The following is an 18,256-nucleotide window of genomic DNA, read 5'->3' on the forward strand; positions in this document are numbered from 1 at the left end:
CAATTCTAACATGCTGAAAAGATAACAGCTTTGTTTGCCGAAGGTTGGTCTTTCTGTAAGAATGAAGCCAACTTGGATTTACACCGACTTCACTATACAGGACTGTGCCGTGATCGATTCAGACGGTTTCAGACCCAATGTCGGAATCATTCTTGTCAACCACAGGGGAGAAGTCCTCTGGGCAAGGCGTATAGGGCAGGATTCCTGGCAGTTTCCCCAGGGTGGCATCAAACAGAACGAGTCACCGGAAGAGGCACTTTACCGGGAGTTGGCCGAAGAGGTTGGCCTGAGCGCGAGCGATGTGGAAATTATCAGTTGTACCCGTGGCTGGCTCAGATATCGCCTCCCCCGACGGATGGTGCGACAGCATTCGCACCCTGTCTGTGTGGGACAGAAACAGAAATGGTTCCTGCTGAGGATGCTTTCGCCGGACGAGCAGGTTTGCGTCGACGGCACGGATTCACCGGAGTTTGACGGCTGGCAGTGGGTAAGTTACTGGTACCCGCTGGGGCAGGTTGTATCGTTTAAACGCGAAGTGTACCGGAGGGCACTCCGGGAACTGGCGCCACGACTGTTCCGAACCATGGAACAGTGGCAGCGGGCGGATACCCGCTGAAGGCCGGTTCCGGCTGGTAAACTTCACAGCCAGGGGAACTGGCCAGTCAGACGTCGTTCCGGGACGCTGGCGGACCTGAGCAGTATCCTCAACAACAGAAGACTGAGCCGGCCATGCTGAACACGCTGCGGAGTATCGTACAAGAGGTCAATAGCGCCCGGGATCTGGACGAGGCGTTGGGTATCATTGTGTCGCGCGTGCAGAAGGCCATGTCCACCGAGGTCTGCTCGGTGTATCTGCTGGACCCCGACACCAATCGCTACATCCTGATGGCGACCGAGGGGCTCTACAAAAAAGCGGTTGGCCACGTCAGCCTGGCCCACTCCGAAGGTCTCATCGGTCTCGTCGGTTCCCGGGAGGAGCCGATCAATCTGGAGGATGCTCCTTCCCACCCCCGCTATCGCTATTTCCCTGAAACCGGTGAGGAGCGTTTCAGCTCATTCCTGGGTGTGCCGATTATCCACCACAGGCGGGTGCTGGGTGTGCTGGTGGTTCAGCAGCGTGAAAGCTCCCGCTGTTTTGATGAAGGCGAAGAAGCCTTTCTTGTCACCGTATCGGCTCAGCTGGCCGGGGTGATTGCCCACAGCGAAGCCACCGGCGCCATCAGCGGCCTCTCTCTTACCGGCCAGGAAACCCGGGATGTCAGTTTCCGCGGAGTTGCCGGCGCTCCTGGCATAGCGGTGGGTCAGGGCGTTGTGGTCTATCCGCCGGCAGATCTGGATGCAGTGCCTGAAAAACAGACCGACAATATCGACCACGAACTGGTTCTTTTCCAGGGCGCCGTTACCGCCGTGCGTGAAGATATCGAGCGGGTGGCGGAGCGACTGGCATCGCAACTGCGGCCGGAAGAACAGGCCCTTTTCGAAGTCTATCTGCGGATGCTGGACGACAATGCTCTGCCCAATGAGGTGGTCAACCGGATTGGCGAAGGCTACTGGGCCCAGGGTGCCCTCAAACAGGTGGTAAACCAGTATGTCCGGCATTTTGAAAAGATGGGGGATCTTTACCTTCGTGAACGTGCGGTGGACATCCGCGACCTTGGTCGCCGGCTTCTGGCCCACCTGCAGGAATCTGATCTGGATGAGGTGTCCTACCCCGAGCGGACCATCCTGGTAAGCGACGAACTCACCCCTGCCATGCTGGGCGAGGTGCCCCGTGGCAGGCTGGTGGGTCTGGTATCCGTGCGTGGCTCGGGCAACTCCCATGTTGCCATTCTCGCCCGCGCCATGGGTGTGCCCACGGTGATGGGGATGGTGGATATTCCCGTCAATCAGCTGGATGGCCGGGAGCTGATCGTGGATGGGTTTGAAGGTCAGATCTTCGCCTCCCCCTCAGACGAACTCCGGACCTATTATCAGGAAATATGCAAGGAAGAGGACGCGCTTTTCCGGGGGCTGGAGGTGCTTCGGGACAAGCCCTGTGAAACCACGGATGGCCATCGCGTATCGCTGCTGGTCAATACCGGCCTGATGACCGATGTCGTCCGTTCCCTGAATCATGGTGCGGAGGGCATAGGTCTCTATCGCACGGAAGTGCCCTTCATGATCAAGGAGCGGTTTCCGTCGGAGCAGGAGCAGCGGGAATACTATCGTGAGCAGCTGGAAGCCTTTGCCCCCAGTCCTGTGACCATGCGTACCCTTGATATCGGGGGTGACAAGTCGCTGACCTATTTTCCCATTTCGGAGGAAAATCCGTTTCTGGGCTGGCGGGGCATTCGGGTAACCCTGGACCATCCGGAGATTTTTCTGGTGCAGGTGCGGGCCATGCTGAAGGCCAGTGAAGGGCTCAACAACCTGCAGATCATGTTGCCCATGATCAGCAATATTTCCGAGGTGGAGGAGTCCCTGCACCTGATCTATCGGGTCTATCACGAGGTTCGCGAGGAGGGATTCAACATCCACATGCCCAAGGTCGGCGTGATGGTGGAAATTCCGGCAGCGGTCTATCAGGTCCGGGAGTTCGCAGAGCGGGTGGATTTTCTTTCGGTCGGGTCCAATGACCTGACCCAGTACCTGCTGGCCGTGGACCGTAACAATCCGCGAGTGGCCCAGCTCTACCACTCATATCATCCGGCGGTACTGCAGGCCCTGGTGCGAATTGCCCATGACTGCCATGCTGTGGGCAAACCGGTGAGCATCTGCGGCGAGCTGGCGGGGGATCCTGGTGGAGCCGTTCTTCTCATGGCAATGGGATACGATGCGCTCTCAATGAACGCAGCGAGCCTGCCACGGGTGAAATCGGTAATCCGGAGTATCAGCCGGGAATGGGCATCCCAGCTGCTGGAAGACATATTGCTGCTGGATTCGCCCCACGTGATCAAAAGCTGTGTCGATCTTGCCCTGCGCAGTGCCGGATTTGGCCGCTATCTGCGACCGGGAAGGAGCTCATCTGACGCGCTTAGCCAGTCGTCCTGAGTCCGGGCAGAATACCAGGGTGAGTATTCTAGTTTGCGCTGTTACTGTACATATAACGCCTTTGGCGGCGTAGGAACCTTGTAAAACTCGATCAATGGGCGACTCATGACGGCAACCCGCACAGACATAAAGCCCAGACCGCGCATAGGTCTTGCTCTTGGCGGTGGCGGCCCTCTGGGCGGAATCTATGAAATCGGCGCCATGCGGGCGCTGGACGAAGCCCTTGATGGCATAGATTTCAATAACCTCGATGTCTATGTGGGAGTTAACGCAGGATCCTTCGTGGCCGCCAATCTGGCCAATCAGATGACCACAGCCCAGCTGTGCCGCATCTTTGTGCGGAATGAGGCGGAGGTTCATCCATTTCATCCCGAGGTGTTCTACCGTCCGGCCTTCCGGGAATTCGGCGGGCGCCTGCTGGCGGTACCGGGCCTTGTGGCCAGCGCCCTCAGCAGATTTGTCAGTAATCCCTATGACCAGAGCCTGCTGGAGGCTCTGACCCTGCTGGCACAGGCGGTTCCGGCCGGTATTTTCGATAATGATGCTCTCCACGACTACCTGAAGCGCACCTTCACCGTGCTGGGCCGCACCAATGATTTCCGCCAACTGCGCCGCAGCCTGTACATTGTGGCTGCCGACGTTGAAAGCACCGAGGCTGTGTGTTTCGGAGCCCCGGGATTTGACCATGTGCCCATTTCACGGGCCATTCAGGCCAGTACTGCTTCGCCGGGACTTTACGTGCCAGTGGAGATAGATGGCCGTTATTACGTGGATGGCACCCTGCGCAAGGGGCTCCACGCCTCAGTGGCATTTGAGGACGGTGCGGATCTGGTGTTCGCGGTCAACCCCCAGGTGCCCATAGACGCCAGTGAAGCAGTGAGAGCTGGTTCCATGGAGCCAGGCGCGCTGACACGCTCAGGCATGCCAAACCTGCTGTCCCAGATGTTCCGCACCATGGTCTATTCCCGGATGCAGTCGGGCATCGCACAGTACGCACGGGACTATCCCGACAAGGACATCCTGCTGTTCGAGCCCACCAGGGACGACGCCAAACTTTTCTTCTCCAACGTCTTCAGCTTCCAGTCCCGAAGGATGGTCTGCGAGCATGCTTACCAGATGACCCGTCGGGATCTGCTAAACCGGGCGGATGAGCTTGAACCCAGGCTGGCCAGATATGGTATCCGGCTGCGCCGGGATCGGCTGGAAGATGAGCAGCGCACCATCAGTACCAGCCTTTATGGCGAGATGCTGCCTCTGTACGTCGCCAGGGGGCGCCGGAAACGGGGTCGCAAAAGTCGCCTTGGCAGTGGACTGGATAATGTCTCGGATCTGATTCACAAGGCCCTTTAGCAGCCCTGACACTGTGGCTGTCGGCCGGAGCGGCAGTCAGAACCGGCTGGCGCCTTCCTGTTCAAGGCGTTCCAGATAGTCCTGCCACAACCGTTGCTGGCTGTCGCCCAGCTGCCGGAGATACTCCCAGCTGAACAGGCCGGAATCGTGGCCGTCACTGAAGCCCAGCTTCAGGGCATAGTTTCCGACAATTTCCGCGTCTTCCACCATGACATCGGCCTTGCCGGTCTGCAGGGTTCCGGGACCGGAACCGTGGCCGCGCACTTCAGCCGACGGCGAATAGACCCGCAGCAGTTCAAAAGGCAGCTCATGGCAGGTGCCGTCGGCATACTCAAGCCTGAGAACCCGGCTTTTTCTGCGGATGCGGATATCGGTGGGTCGTGGGGTTTCGCTCACAGCGGCTCCGGTATTCCTGAGGGTGAAGGTTCCACGGCTCAAAGCAGGGCCAACAGCACGGCAGAATCAAATCAGCCGGCTGTCGGGCGCTTTGACGGTGGGGTCAGAGTATGTAGCGGCTCAGATCCTCATCTTCGGCCAGTTCACCCAGCTTCTCTTCCACGTAATCAGCGGTCACCTCGAACGTTTCGGTCACCTTGTCACCCGCATCAAAGGAGAGAGTTTCCAGAAGCCTCTCCAGCACGGTATGGAGACGACGGGCCCCTATGTTTTCCGTGGTCTCGTTGACCTTGAAAGCTACCTGGGCGATGCGCTCAATGGCATCGTCGGTAAAGTTCAGTGTCAGGCCTTCTGTGGCCATCAGGGCCACATACTGCTGCACAAGGGAGGCATCAGGCTCGGTAAGAATCCGCTTGAACTGCTCCGGTGTCAGGGCCTGGAGTTCGACCCGTATTGGCAGGCGCCCCTGAAGCTCCGGGATCAGGTCGGATGGCTTGGCGAGGTGGAACGCGCCGGAGGCAATGAACAGGATGTGATCCGTGCGAACCATGCCAAACTTGGTACTCACGGTACTGCCTTCGATCAGCGGCAGAAGGTCCCGCTGGACGCCTTCCCGGGAGACGTCGCCGGACCCGCTTTCGGAGCGTTTTGCCACCTTGTCGATCTCGTCAATAAAGACGATGCCATTCTGTTCCACCGCCTCGATGGCCTTCTGCTTGATTTCTTCCTCATTTACCAGTTTGGCCGCCTCTTCGTCCCGAACCCGGGCGAAGGCATCAGATACCTTCATTTTTCGGGTCTTTCGGCGGTCTGAAGACATGCTGGAAAACATGCTCTGAAGCTGGCTGGTCATTTCTTCCATGCCTGGCGGGGCCATGATCTCCACACCGGCGCCGGAATTACTCAGATCAATCTCGATTTCCTTGTCGTCCAGTTGTCCTTCCCGCAGCTTTTTCCGGAACAGCTGGCGAGTGGAGGACTCCTCGGCGGGCCGGCTTTCCTCCTTGAAATCCCGCGGCGGTGGTAGCAGGGCATCCAGAATTCGGTCTTCCGCTGCGTCCATGGCACGGTGCTGATGGCGCTTCATTTCTTTCTCACGCAGCAGCTTGACTGCCATATCCGCCAGATCACGGATAATGGATTCCACGTCTCTGCCAACATAGCCCACTTCAGTGAATTTGGTGGCTTCAACCTTGAGAAAGGGCGCATCAGCCAGTTTGGCAAGACGCCGGGCGATTTCAGTCTTGCCAACGCCGGTGGGCCCAATCATCAGAATGTTTTTCGGGCTGATTTCGTCCCGCAGCTCGCTGTCGACCTGCATGCGACGCCAGCGATTGCGCAGGGCAATGGCAACAGCCCTTTTTGCTTCGTCCTGTCCGATGATGTGCTTGTTCAGTTCATGGACAATTTCGCGGGGAGTCATTGCAGACATGATAGCTCCGGGTCAGTCATTGGCAGACAGCACTTCAAGAGTACGGTTGTGATTGGTGTAGATGCAGATGTCAGCGGCGATATCAAGCGCCTTGCTGACGATTGTCTCGGCGTCCAGTTCGGTATTTTCGAGCAGTGCGCGGGATGCCGCCTGGGCAAAGGGGCCGCCGGAGCCAATGGCAATCAGGCCCTGTTCGGGCTCAATGACGTCGCCATTGCCGGTGATAATCAGTGAGGCTGTATGGTCGGCCACAGCCAGCAGGGCTTCCAGGCGTCTCAGAGCGCGATCCGTCCGCCAGTCCTTGGCCAGCTCCACCGCGGCCCTCGTGAGGTTGCCCTGGTGCTTTTCCAGTTGGGCTTCAAATCGTTCGAAGAGGGTAAAAGCATCGGCGGTGCCGCCGGCAAAGCCTGCAATCACCTGGTTGCCGTACAGGCGCCGGACTTTGCGGGCATTGCCCTTCATGACGGTATTGCCCAGTGACACCTGGCCGTCGCCACCCATGGCAACGGTGTCGCCGCGCCGCACCGAAAGAATCGTGGTCATGTCTGCTCCATAAGCCGGAGGGTGAATAGTCCATCGGATATGGCGGCAATGAATAGCTTTTCAAGGGGCGGATTCGGTCCGACCCGATCAGCAGGGACGGATCCTGGTGGTCACCCCTGATCCTTCGGTATCCGGCGCACCAGCGGCTGGATGCTGATGGCTACCAGCCTGTCGATGGCGGCGTTCATCTGGCTGCGGCTGGTAAAGGGTCCTACATTGACCCGGTACCAGGTAGAGCCACTATCAAGGTCGATTCTGTCCACTTTCGCCCGCAGCCCCTGAAAGGCGATCTGTGCCCGCTGGCGCTCGGCATCTTCCCTGCTGCGGAAGGATCCAGCCTGGACCAGATAGTCGAAGTTCTGTTCTGTCGGTCCCGGGGTGTATTCCTCGACCCTGGGGGGTATTACCTCGGAATCCGGCAGAATGTCATAGAATCGGAAACCCGTACCGTCCCTGGGCTGATCTGCCGGGGGTTGTGGCTGCTGCTGCTTCTGACCGGCCGTGGGCTGTACCGGCCCCTCCGAAACGGGGAAGGAATTCAGATAGACAATAAAGCCGATGAAGCCTCCAACTGCGGCGAGAGACAGTATCCACTTAAGGGACAGACCCCCCGCCTGGCTGTGCCGGGGAGCAGGCGCCCGCCGGGGTTCCGGAGATTTGCCCGATTTTTTCGCCGGGGAGGAGCTCCGGGGCTGGCTACCCCGGGCGCGCTTCGTGGGCGTGCGGTTTTTCTTTGCATAGTCATGGGGCATGACGGGAAACGATCCTGATCCTGATTGTGCTTGTGGTTCTCACATCTCTTCCGGGGCGCTGACAGCGAGTATGTCCAGGCCGTTGGCAATGACCTGGCGCACAGCCAGATAAAGGCTGAGCCGGGCGTCACGCAGGCCGGTGTCCTCAATGAGAACCTTGTGAGCGTTATAGTAGGTATGGAAATGCCCTGCCAGGTCCCGCAGGTAGTGCGTCAGGTGATGGGGCTCCCGGAGCTTTGCTGCGTTGGCCACAAGATCGGGATATTGCGCAAGCTGGTTGGCAATGTCTTTTTCTTCGTCAAGGGTGAGCAGGGAAAGATCGCCAGCACATTCACTGAAACCCCGGGCGATTCCTGTTTCCTCCTTCAGTTTCCGCAACACGCTGCAGATTCTGGCGTGGGCGTACTGGATGTAATAGACGGGGTTTTCGTTGGTCTGGGACCGGGCAAGGTCTATGTCAAAGGTCAGTTGCGAGTCCACCCTTCGCGCAGCAAGGAAGAAACGGGTGGCGTCCCGGCCAACCTCGTCGATCAGGTCCCGGACCGTAACGTAGCTTCCGGCACGCTTGGAAATTTTCACTTCCTGCCCGGAGCGGGTCACCATCACCATCTGGTGCAGCACATATTCCGGCCAGCCTTTCGGAATGCCTGCATTGAGAGCCTGGAGGCCTGCCCGCACGCGGGTGACCGTAGAGTGGTGGTCGGCACCCTGTTCATTGATGACCGTGGTAAAACCGCGCTGCCACTTGTCCAGATGATAGGCGACGTCCGGCAGGAAGTAGGTATAGCCGCCGTCCTGTTTGCGCATTACCCGGTCCTTGTCGTCGCCGAACTCCGTGGTCTTCAGCCAGGTGGCGCCTTCGTGTTCATAGGTGTAGCCGTTTTCGGTCAACCGCTTGACTGTGGCTTCCACCTTGCCCTCCTTGTAGAGAGAGGACTCCAGGAAATAGACATCAAACTGGACACCAAAAGCCTTGAGGTCCAGGTCCTGCTCCCGGCGCAGATACGCCACTGCAAACTCCTGGATCGCAGCGAGGTCATCCGGATCGCCTTTGGCGGTCACTTCCCGGTCGTCCGCAATCACCATCTCCCCGGCCAGATAGGCGCCGGCCATGTCGCTTATGTACTCGCCCCGATAGCCATCCGCCGGCCAGCCTTCATCGTCCGGAGTAAGCCCCCTGATGCGTGCCTGGGTGGACAGAGCAAGATTCGCTATCTGGGCACCTGCATCGTTGTAATAGAACTCTCTGGTGACCCGGTAACCGGTAGCCTCAAGCAGGCGACAGATGCAGTCGCCTATTGCAGCGCCCCGGCCGTGGCCGACATGCAGCGGCCCGGTAGGGTTGGCGGAAACGAACTCCACCTGTACCGGCTCCCCCTGGCCGGAACTGTTCCGCCCGAACTCTTCGCCCCGGCCAAGAATCTCTTCAACAACCCCGAAGGCGCTTGCCGTGCTCATGAAAAAATTGATGAAGCCCGGCCCTGCAATCTCAACGCGGTCTACTGCACCATTTTCAGGCAGGTGATCAATCAGTGCCTGGGCCAGGTGTCGCGGAGAGCAGCCGGCTGGTTTCGCGGCCATCAGGGCGATGTTGCAGGCATAGTCGCCGTGGGCCTTGTCTTTTGTGGGCCCCACGTTAACAGGGAAGGAAGAGCCTTCGGGTAGCACGCCCTCGGCAATCAGTGATGCCAGCGCGGACTCAAGGAGTTGGGTAACTGTCTCTTTCATGCTGTTGGGCGACTCGGGTTATCGGGATGTATGAGGGAAAGGCTGCCCCCGTCAGTAAACGGGGGCGGTATTATCGCGGAAAGGGGGGAGGGACTCAAATCGGGCGGCATTGATGAATGACGCCCGTCTATGAAATGCTCAGTCAGAGATTGGTGCCTGTTGAATGAAAGGGTCGCCAGTAAACGGCGCTGGCGGTGTCGCTTCTATAGTAAATGTGCCTGTGCTTGGAGTGGAATCAGACTCCACCGTGACGCAAAATTCGACAGGTTCAGTTGTGAACTTTGTGGTCGAGGTGAATGTGCTAGGCGCTATGAGCGTTCCGTTGGTGGTGGAGAATGAAATTTCGGTTCCTCCTGGGGGGGGGCCCTGAACGAGAACTCCGCGGCTATCGGTGAACACGCCAGCGACCTCCACACATACAGACCCGGGCAATATTGGTGACGCCGGACTGGGGTCTTCTGGTGAAATGAATGTCAACAGAAGAGAGTCGCTAGCCATAAAGATCTTTCCGGTTTGACTTATTTCGAGAAGATCCTGTGTGCAGTTTTCATCAGCACAAGCCGTGCCGTTGTAAATCCCATTAGCACCATCGTATTGATTGTTCGAATTATAATCGAAGTATTCTTCGTCTGAATCTCGCGTACGGTTGAGGTTTCTGTCCAGGAACGCCTCGCCTCGATCATCAGTGGTCACATCAAATGAATCAGTGCCAAGCGTGAATTTTCCGTCACTGTTAAGGTCTCGGAAGCTTTCCTCCCCAACGGTCCTCGCAAGGATCAGCACAACGCCATCTTCTGGTCTGGGATCCTGGCTGATCCAGTCGATCGTGCAGGCGCCATCTTCGAGGATGCACTCGCTCTGAACAGATCCTCCATTTGTAATGAAGTTGACGACAGCGCCACTAACCCGGTTGTTGTTACGGTCCGCTGCTCGTACTGGGACAGATACTCTCTCTCCATCATAATTTCTTGCGTTGGGAAGGAAATTCTCGCTAATTGCCAGAGAAAAGCTGTCCTGATCTGGGATACTTGAGCTAATGGAAATTGGATCCGAGGCAGTCTGAATTATGTCACCATCAGGCAGAGTTGCAGTTGCCGTAACACTGACTACAGTCGCTACCGATCCGCTATTGACACGGGTTTTTGCCTGCCCTTCCTGATCTGTTTCTGCGCTGACTTGTGAAAGTGTAATTCCGCCTACCGTCGTTGACAGGCTGAATGAGAGTTCCTCTCCGGATATTGGGCTACCATTTTTGTCAGCCAGTCTGAAAGTCACCTCGGAAACACTTCCGCGAGTGCCATCTGAGCTCCCACTGAGTGAGATTGAGTTTGGGTCGACACTGATGAACTCAAGCTCTCCCACTTCCTGGGCTGCTACAGTCACATTTGCTGTGGCTGAGGCGCCACTCGCCAGTCTGGATGTTATGGTATCAATGCCTGGGCACCCGGCTTCATAGGTTGTACTCACGCTTCCGGATGTTGTAATGATTGTGCGATCAAAAACTGCTGCTTCGCAGAGTGAAGACAGAGTGACAGTTGTTTCTTCCGCGTTAAACAGAGTGTTGCCATTGGCCGCGTCTACAACATTAAAATCGAGTCTTGTCACGCCACCAGAAGTCAAATTCGGGGCAGACACCTGAATCTGTCCGGACTGAAAATTCGATCCGCTGCCTGTGCCAAGTTCCAGCGAGGTAGCCGTTTCGCCTCCACCTGAATCTCCGACGCCGTCATCACCGCCGCCGTCAGGGCTGGTGTTTTCAGAGCCAATCGGTGCCAATGGCGTAGAACTATCATCTCCACCGCAAGCCGCCAAAAAAAGTGCAAGCGTGATAGCTACTGCACGCGCAAGGATTTTCCCTGACATTATTCTATCTCCAGTTTCCGCTTTGACTGGTCAAAGACCATGGTTATCAACGTATTCCTCGCACGAAGAACGGCGTTGCTTACGCTTTTAATAAAGAAGTGCGCTTAGTGTGCTGAAATCATAGCACATCGTGGAAAAAGCCTACTGTCGACTCAGCCTAATTATGAAAAAGTTTGTAGGCATTGTGTGTCCGAATGCGGAGCCCGGGGCGTTAACTGGTTTCGAGGGGGTCTACATCAATCTGCCAGCGCAGTGTTGGTGTCTGCCGCTTCTCATCGAGAGACTGGCAGAGTCTCGCCAGTGTCTGACTGAGCTGTTTTCGACTACTGGACAGCACCACCAGCTGGGCCCGGTGACGGTCTGCCCGCCGCGCCATGACTGAGGGCAGGGGGCCCCAGACTTCCAGGGCGGGGTCGGTGAGCTGCGCCTTGGCGCTGTCCAGAAATGCCAGGCTGCCCGCCATGGTCAGTGCTTCCGCTCTTACCAGGGCCATTGCCCGAAATGGGGGGAAGTTCCCGCTTGTACGCTCTTCCAGCAGCTGTTCCGCCAGAGGCAGGTACTTCCCTTCGCTCAGAGTCTGCATGAAGGGGTGGTCACTGTGGCAGGTCTGAATCAGCACCCGCCCGGACGCAGTGCCACGCCCGGCCCGTCCGCTGACCTGCAGGAGGGTCTGAAGCATCTGCTCCGGCGCCCGGAAGTCGACACTGAACAGTCCGCCGTCGGCATTGACCACCACGACGAGGGTAACCCCCGGGAAATCGTGTCCTTTGGCCAGCATCTGGGTCCCGACCAGAATGCAGGGTGCGCCCGTCCCCACCTCCCTGATAATGGCCTGGATGCTTCCTTTGCGCTGAGTACTGTCCCTGTCGACCCTGATTACCGGAATGTCTGGAAAACCTGTGGCAAGAACGTCTTCCGTGCGCTCAGTGCCCTGGCCAACGGGCTTGAAGGCTTCGCTCTGACATTTCGGGCAGTGGTCTTTCGCCGCCATCTGGAAGTTACAGTGGTGGCAGCGCATGGCCCGGTCCCGACGGTGGTAGGCAAGACGGGTATCGCAATGGGGGCATTCCACCATGTGCCCGCAATCGAAACACATCATTACTGGGGCGTAGCCTCGCCGGTTAACAAATACAAGGGCCTGATTGCCCCCCTCAAGACACTCCCGGATAGCCTGGATTGCCGGGGCTGAAAGCCCCCCTTCCAGAGGGCGGCTGCGGATGTCCAGCAGCCTGATCTCGGGCAGCCTGGCGTGACCGGCACGCTCTTCCAGGCGCACAAGCCGGTATTTGCCGATGCGGGCATTGTGAAGAGATTCGAGGGAAGGTGTGGCCGAGCCCAGGATGACCGGGCAGCGGTTCAGACTGGCACGATAAACAGCCAGATCGCGTCCGGAGTAACGGAAACCCTCGCCCTGCTTGTAGGAGCTGTCATGTTCCTCGTCCACCACGATGGTGCCGAGCGTGATGAAAGGGAGCATCACTGCGGAACGGGTTCCGATTACAATTACAGGCTCTCCTTCCCGAATGCGGAGCCAGGTATCCAGGCGTTCGCTGTCGTTGAGAGAGGAATGCCAGACGGCGATGCGGCTGCCAAAATAGCGTCGGAATCTGGCGACTGTCTGTGGAGTCAGGTTGATCTCGGGCACCAGCACGAGTGCCTGGCTGTCCGGGGCCAGGTGCCGGTTCAGGTAATGCAGATAGATTTCAGTCTTGCCGCTACCCGTGATGCCATAAAGGAGGGCAGCTGAAAATCCAGCTGCCGGTCCGGGAAGGCTGTTAAAGGCGGCCGATTGAGCGGCTGACAGTTCCGGCAGATCCTGCAGACTTTCCTCTGGGGGCCGGGGCCCCGGGGTGCCAGCAGTCTCATGTACCAGCCCCTTTTCCCGCAATCCCTTAAGCTGTGTGCGGTTAAAGCCGGCGGCGGCAACCTCCCGGGTTGTGCAGGGAACTGATTGCTGGCGTAACCAGTCCAGCAGCTCCTGCTGCCTTCTGGCGTTGCCGGACAGATTCTGAGGGGCTCCGGGAATTACCTGCCAGAGGACCTGCTGGCGGCGCTCTGCTGCCTGACCCCGTCTCAGTGCGGGAGGAAGTGCCATAAACAGGCATTCGCCAAGCGGGTGCTGGTAGTAGGTCGCCGCCCAGGTTAGCAGCCGCAGGGTTTCGTCTGGCAGCGCCGGCCAGCTCTCAAGAGTGGAACTGATGGGTTTGAGGGCGATGTTTTCCGGCGGAATGGCGTCGGCAGTTACAACCAGCCCGGTAGCTGTCTGGCGTCCAAAGGGAATCCTCACCCGCTGGCCCGGCAGGATATCCAGGTGATCTGGTACCTGATAATCGAACAGGCGCCGGATGGGGCGGGCCAGGGCAATGCGGGCGGATCGGGTCAAGGCATGCTCCGGTCTTGGGTAACGGAAATTGCGGATCGGCCCCAGGGTGAGGGAGCCTCTGATATGCTTGCGAACACTGCGCTTTGCACGTAATATTCGCGGTCTTAATTACGGCAGGGCTGATTGTGCCCCGTCTTTCCAGTTGATTCAAACGATGCGGTGCCTGGCAGTCAGGCTGGTTAAGCCAGTAGCATGACCAGGTGGCGGCACGACCGACAGAGGTTTCCCCATGAAAGAAGGTATCCACCCAAAGTACCAGGAAATCACCGCTACCTGCAGCTGCGGTAACGTGATAAAAACCCGTTCAACAGTGGGTCGTGACCTGCAGCTGGACGTTTGCTCCCAGTGCCACCCTTTTTATACTGGCAAGCAGAAAGTTATGGATACCGGTGGCCGTATTGACCGTTTCCAGAAACGTTTTGGTGGTCGGATCGCCGGCGGCAAGAAAGCCGAAGAGTAGGCTCCGGACGGCAGAACGAGACATAAAAAAGCGCGCCCCGGAGGCGCGCTTTTTTATGTCTGAAAGGTCGTTCGTCTGAGCGCAGGCCCTGCTCGGGGTAATGCGCACCTTGTTTGCTGTGTGCCTTCGCGCCATAATGTCGCGCTCCTGCTGGCCGAGCCGCCAGCGGATATCGAGAGAACAGCGCTGGCCCACGCCCCGGCAGCTCCATGTCCGGCCTCCAGTGACAACGTATCTCCGTCTCCTTTTAACGTGACAAACGGAACAGTGGCAATGTCTCAAGATCTGAAAGCAGCAGCCCTTGAATATCACGCCAAACCACGGCCGGGTAAGCTGAGTGTGGAAATCACCAAGCCGACACAGACAGCCCGTGATCTTTCCCTGGCGTACAGTCCCGGCGTTGCAGAGCCGGTCCGCGAGATCGCGAAAGATCCCGAAAATGCCTACAAGTACACAGGTAAGGGAAATCTGGTAGCTGTCATCTCCGACGGTACTGCAATTCTCGGTCTTGGCAACCTTGGCCCGCTGGCGAGCAAGCCGGTAATGGAGGGCAAGGGCGTACTGTTCAAGCGGTTTGCCGGCATTGACGTATTCGATATCGAAGTAAACTCCGAAAGCCCCCAGGCTTTCATCGAAACAGTCGAGCGGATCGCCGATACCTTCGGTGGTATCAACCTTGAAGACATCAAAGCCCCTGAGTGCTTCGAGATCGAGCGGGCTCTGATCGAGAAATGCAATGTCCCCGTTTTTCACGATGACCAGCACGGCACGGCAATTGTAACGGCGGCCGGCATGCTGAACGCTCTTGAGCTTGTCGGCAAGAAGGTCGAGGAAGCAAAAATTGTCTGCCTTGGGGCGGGCGCGGCAGCCATTGCCTGCATGAAGCTTCTGATCAGCTGTGGCATGAAATCCGAAAACATTTACATGCTCGACCGCAAGGGCGTAATCCACGCCGGACGTGACGATCTCAACCAGTACAAGGCAATGTTCGCCAACGAGACTGACAAGCGCACTCTGGAAGAAGCCATCGAGGGCGCTGATGTGTTTCTTGGCCTGTCCGGTCCTGATCTGTTTCCGGTTGAGTGCCTGAAAAAGATGGCGCCGAATCCGATCGTATTTGCCTGCTCGAATCCGGATCCGGAAATCAGCCCCGAGTTGGCGCTGGCGGCCCGTGACGATCTGATCATGGCGACAGGCCGGTCGGATTATCCGAACCAGGTCAACAATGTTCTGGGCTTCCCCTTCATTTTCCGTGGCGCCCTCGATGTGCGGGCCACTGCCATCAACGAAGAGATGAAAGTTGCGGCGGTCAATGCCATCCGGGAACTGGCAAAGGCCCCGGTGCCAAAGGATATCTGTGAGGCTTACGGCGTGGAAAGCTTCGAGTTTGGGCGTGAGTACATCATCCCCAAGCCGATGGATGTCCGGCTGCTTGAAGTGGTGCCTGCTGCGGTAGCCCGTGCTGCAGTGGATTCCGGTGTGGCCCGCAAAGGCTACCCGGCACATTATCCGCTGACATCCCTTCAGGATATCCTGAATGCGTGATTGATGTTCGGCATAAAAAAACCGGCGCTTGCGCCGGTTTTTTTATGCCTGGAACAGATCATTTTTCGAGTTGATCAATCATCCCGCCCAGGATGCTTTCCACTAGAAGAGTTCACGTTGCAGATCATCATAGCCGCCATTATCCTCGCCACTGCTTTCTGACCCGCTCAGGGGCTCAGGGGCCTCCTCTTCGCGGAACAGTTCAAATATGGCGTCATCCTGGCTGGGCCTGGCTCGCTCGCCTGTTTCAGGGTCTATGCGGATGCTCACGATCCCGTTTGGTTGAGGCATGAAGGCGGGGGGCTGGCCCTCCAGTGCCACCTTCATGTAATCCAGCCACACGGGCAGAGCAGCGGTTGCGCCGTATTCGGAGCGTCCCAGTGGCTCGGGCTGGTCGAAGCCAACCCATACCGTGGTGGCCACTTCATGGTTGAATCCGGCGAACCAGGTGTCCTTCTGCTCGTTGGTGGTGCCTGTTTTGCCCCCTATATCCTCGCGTCCAAGGGCTCGGGCGCGCTGTCCGGTTCCCCGACGGACAACGTCCCGAAGCATGGAGTGCATGATGTAAACGGCCCGCTCCTCTGCCAGCCTGGGTTCAATCCGGATTTCGGGTTCGTCCCCCTTCTCCTCCGTTGATTCAGTGGTCAGACCTTCACAGTTCTCGTCACACAGCACCACTCTGGGTGCCTGGTAGATAACCCTGTCCTGGTCGTCCCGGATCTCCTGGATAAGGTAGGGCTCAACGTCGTAGCCTCCATTCGCAATCACCGCGAATCCCCGGGCAACGTCCATTGGAGCCAGGTTTCCGCTGCCAAGCGCCAGTGACAGGTCTTTCTGCATCCCGCTGGTGGGAATCCTGAGCTGTTCCAGGTAATTGATGGTCGTGTTGATTCCCAGGTCCTGGAGAAGGCGAATTGACACCAGGTTGCGTGAGCGATATAGGGCTTCTCGCAGACGGGTGGGGCCATAAAACTGTCCAGATGAGTTCTGCGGACGCCATGTTGTCTCCAGGTCCAGATCGTCAAACACGATTGGGGCATCGTTGAACAGGGTGGCCGGCGTCATGCCGTTTTCCAGTGCCGCCAGGTAGAGAAATGGTTTGAATGTGGAGCCGGGCTGGCGCCGGGCCTGGGTTGCCCGGTTGTATTTTGTCTGACCGAAACTGTAGCCCCCGGACAGTGCCTGGATTGCGCCGGTCTTCGCCTCAAGCGAGATAAGTGCACCCTGTATTTCCGGAATCTGGGCCAGAGCGACGATGGTTGGTCCAGTCGTCAGTTTTCGTTCAGCGGGTTCTCCTCCAGCGTCAGAAAACTCCGGCTGCGGGCTCTCCGGTTCGGGGGCGGCTATCTCGATGGCCGGCGCCTGGGGCTTCACATACACCACATCCCCGCGGCCCAGAACGTCAGCTGGCTGAGTCGGTTCCGGACCCATGCGGTTCTCATTAATATAAAGCCGTGCCCAGGTCATGGTCTCAAAGGGCATTACCACATCACTGAGCTGGGGAGAGAAGAGGGTTGCCTGGGTGGCGCTCACACCAGTGACGACAGCAGGGTAGAGGGATTCCACCCTTGGGTAGCGGGAGAGCGCCTGCCCCAGGTCTCCTCCCGCAAGGATGTCTTCGTCGATATGGCCAGCCGGGCCGCGGAAGCCATGCCGCCTGTCGTATTCCTCAAGGCCTTTTCTGAGGGCGTCCGTGGCGGCCTGCTGCGATTCGCTGTCAACAGTGAGCATCACTTTGTAGCCATCTGTGTAGGTGGCGTCCCCAAACCGGTTTACCATCTCCGAGCGGGCCATCTCGGCTACATAATCTGCGTCTACTTCCGTCGACGGGCCATAGTAGCTGGCTGTTATCGGTGCCGCCCTTGCGAGCCTGTAGGCGTCTTCCGTGATGTGCCCCAGCTCCTGCATCCGACCAAGTACCCAGTTGCGCCGGATCAGGGCGCGTTCCGGATTGGCGAGAGGGTTATAGGCGGAGGGCGCTTTGGGCAGAGTGGCCAGCATGGCCATCTGGGCAAGGCTCAGCTCGCTGACGCTTTTGTCGTAATAAACCCTGGCGGCGGACTCAATGCCGTATGCCCGGTTGCCCAGATAAATCTTGTTAAGGTAGAGCTCAAAAATCTGGTTTTTCTCCAGTTCACGCTCAATCTGAAGAGCCAGGAGTATCTCGTTGAACTTCCGTATAAACGTCCGGTCACGTGACAGAAAGTAATTTTTTGCAACCTGCATTGTGATGGTACTGCCGCCAGACTGGATGCTGCCGGTGGTGACCAGTTCGATTGCAGCCCGCAGCAGGCCTTTGAAATCGACCCCGATGTGCTCGTAGAAACGGGCGTCTTCAGCGGCCAGGAAAGCATGTAACTGAATTGTAGGGATCTGTTCGATTGTGACCGGCGCCCTTCTCTTTTCCCCGAATTCTGCTATTAATCTGTGGTCTGCGCTGTAGACCCTCAAAGGAGTCTGGAGCTGGATGTCCAGCAGTTGGTCAACTGGCGGAAGTCCTGGTCGAAGATACAGGTAAAAGCTGGAAGCCATCATGATGGCAAGGCTTAATCCGACGAGAAAGAACCAGACAAGGATGCGGGATGTGCGAAGGAATCGGGACATTTTTTTCTGACAACTGTTGGATATAGGTCTATCATTTGAGAAATTGCTTTAGGAAGGACGAGCTCGTCTCGCCACTGCATAGCCTCTCAAAAATAATGAAAGGGCAGTGTAGCCCGAAAGCGAGAGAAATTCTCTTAATTAAAAAACATAAAACCGGGTGCATGTAACCA

13 protein-coding genes are annotated in these 18,256 nt (G+C 57.7%); 5 read left to right on the plus strand and 8 right to left on the minus strand.

The annotated features are described in order from the left end of the window. The first annotated feature begins 109 nt into the window (after positions 1-109). The 3 genes from LG327_RS08075 (at position 110) to LG327_RS08085 (ending at position 4,380) form a co-directional block, all read left to right on the plus strand. Complete coding sequence (locus LG327_RS08075) at positions 110-616, plus strand: RNA pyrophosphohydrolase (RefSeq protein WP_404368235.1); 507 nt, start codon at positions 110-112, stop codon at positions 614-616. 113 nt (positions 617-729) lie between these two features. Beyond that, on the plus strand, positions 730-3,030 hold the full coding sequence (gene ptsP, locus LG327_RS08080) for a phosphoenolpyruvate--protein phosphotransferase (protein ID WP_404368237.1): 2,301 nt from the start codon (positions 730-732) through the stop codon (positions 3,028-3,030). Positions 3,031-3,135: 105 nt separating this feature from the next. Then, positions 3,136-4,380, plus strand: a complete 1,245-nt coding sequence (locus tag LG327_RS08085; protein ID WP_404368240.1) for a patatin-like phospholipase family protein — start codon at positions 3,136-3,138, stop codon at positions 4,378-4,380. A gap of 36 nt (positions 4,381-4,416) precedes the next feature. Here the strand turns inward: LG327_RS08085 and LG327_RS08090 are convergent, their stop codons facing one another. The 7 genes from LG327_RS08090 to LG327_RS08120 form a co-directional block, all read right to left on the minus strand. Next, positions 4,417-4,776, minus strand: coding sequence for a gamma-butyrobetaine hydroxylase-like domain-containing protein (locus LG327_RS08090; RefSeq protein ID WP_404368243.1), 360 nt, complete (start codon positions 4,774-4,776; stop codon positions 4,417-4,419). A gap of 103 nt (positions 4,777-4,879) precedes the next feature. Continuing rightward, positions 4,880-6,208, minus strand: coding sequence for an ATP-dependent protease ATPase subunit HslU (gene hslU, locus LG327_RS08095; protein WP_404368246.1), 1,329 nt, complete (start codon positions 6,206-6,208; stop codon positions 4,880-4,882). Between the two features lie 12 nt (positions 6,209-6,220). Continuing rightward, positions 6,221-6,751, minus strand: a complete 531-nt coding sequence (gene hslV / locus LG327_RS08100) for an ATP-dependent protease subunit HslV (protein ID WP_404368249.1) — start codon at positions 6,749-6,751, stop codon at positions 6,221-6,223. Positions 6,752-6,861: 110 nt separating this feature from the next. Further along, positions 6,862-7,503 (minus strand): SPOR domain-containing protein, encoded by a 642-nt coding sequence (locus LG327_RS08105; RefSeq protein ID WP_404368252.1) that lies wholly within the window; start codon positions 7,501-7,503, stop codon positions 6,862-6,864. 39 nt (positions 7,504-7,542) lie between these two features. After that, positions 7,543-9,231 carry an arginine--tRNA ligase gene (argS, locus tag LG327_RS08110; RefSeq protein ID WP_404368255.1) on the minus strand — a complete coding sequence of 563 codons (1,689 nt, stop codon included), beginning with the start codon at positions 9,229-9,231 and terminating at the stop codon, positions 7,543-7,545. Between the two features lie 138 nt (positions 9,232-9,369). Further along, positions 9,370-11,094, minus strand: coding sequence for a hypothetical protein (locus LG327_RS08115; RefSeq protein ID WP_404368257.1), 1,725 nt, complete (start codon positions 11,092-11,094; stop codon positions 9,370-9,372). A gap of 211 nt (positions 11,095-11,305) precedes the next feature. Beyond that, positions 11,306-13,477, minus strand: coding sequence for a primosomal protein N' (locus tag LG327_RS08120; RefSeq protein WP_404368260.1), 2,172 nt, complete (start codon positions 13,475-13,477; stop codon positions 11,306-11,308). Positions 13,478-13,706: 229 nt separating this feature from the next. On the opposite strand from LG327_RS08120, the gene rpmE reads away from it, so the two are divergent. Together rpmE and LG327_RS08130 are read left to right on the plus strand one after the other, a co-directional pair. Next, on the plus strand, positions 13,707-13,937 hold the full coding sequence (gene rpmE / locus LG327_RS08125) for a 50S ribosomal protein L31 (RefSeq protein WP_404368263.1): 231 nt from the start codon (positions 13,707-13,709) through the stop codon (positions 13,935-13,937). Between the two features lie 273 nt (positions 13,938-14,210). Further along, the gene (locus LG327_RS08130; RefSeq protein ID WP_404368266.1) at positions 14,211-15,482 is read left to right on the plus strand and encodes a malic enzyme-like NAD(P)-binding protein; all 1,272 of its coding nucleotides are present in this window, start codon (positions 14,211-14,213) and stop codon (positions 15,480-15,482) included. Positions 15,483-15,584: 102 nt separating this feature from the next. Here the strand turns inward: LG327_RS08130 and LG327_RS08135 are convergent, their stop codons facing one another. Then, positions 15,585-18,086 (minus strand): penicillin-binding protein 1A, encoded by a 2,502-nt coding sequence (locus LG327_RS08135; protein WP_404368268.1) that lies wholly within the window; start codon positions 18,084-18,086, stop codon positions 15,585-15,587. Positions 18,087-18,256: the final 170 nt, after the last annotated feature.

It is taken from the genome of Marinobacter sp., from assembly GCF_044799475.1.
Classification (GTDB): domain Bacteria; phylum Pseudomonadota; class Gammaproteobacteria; order Pseudomonadales; family Oleiphilaceae; genus Marinobacter.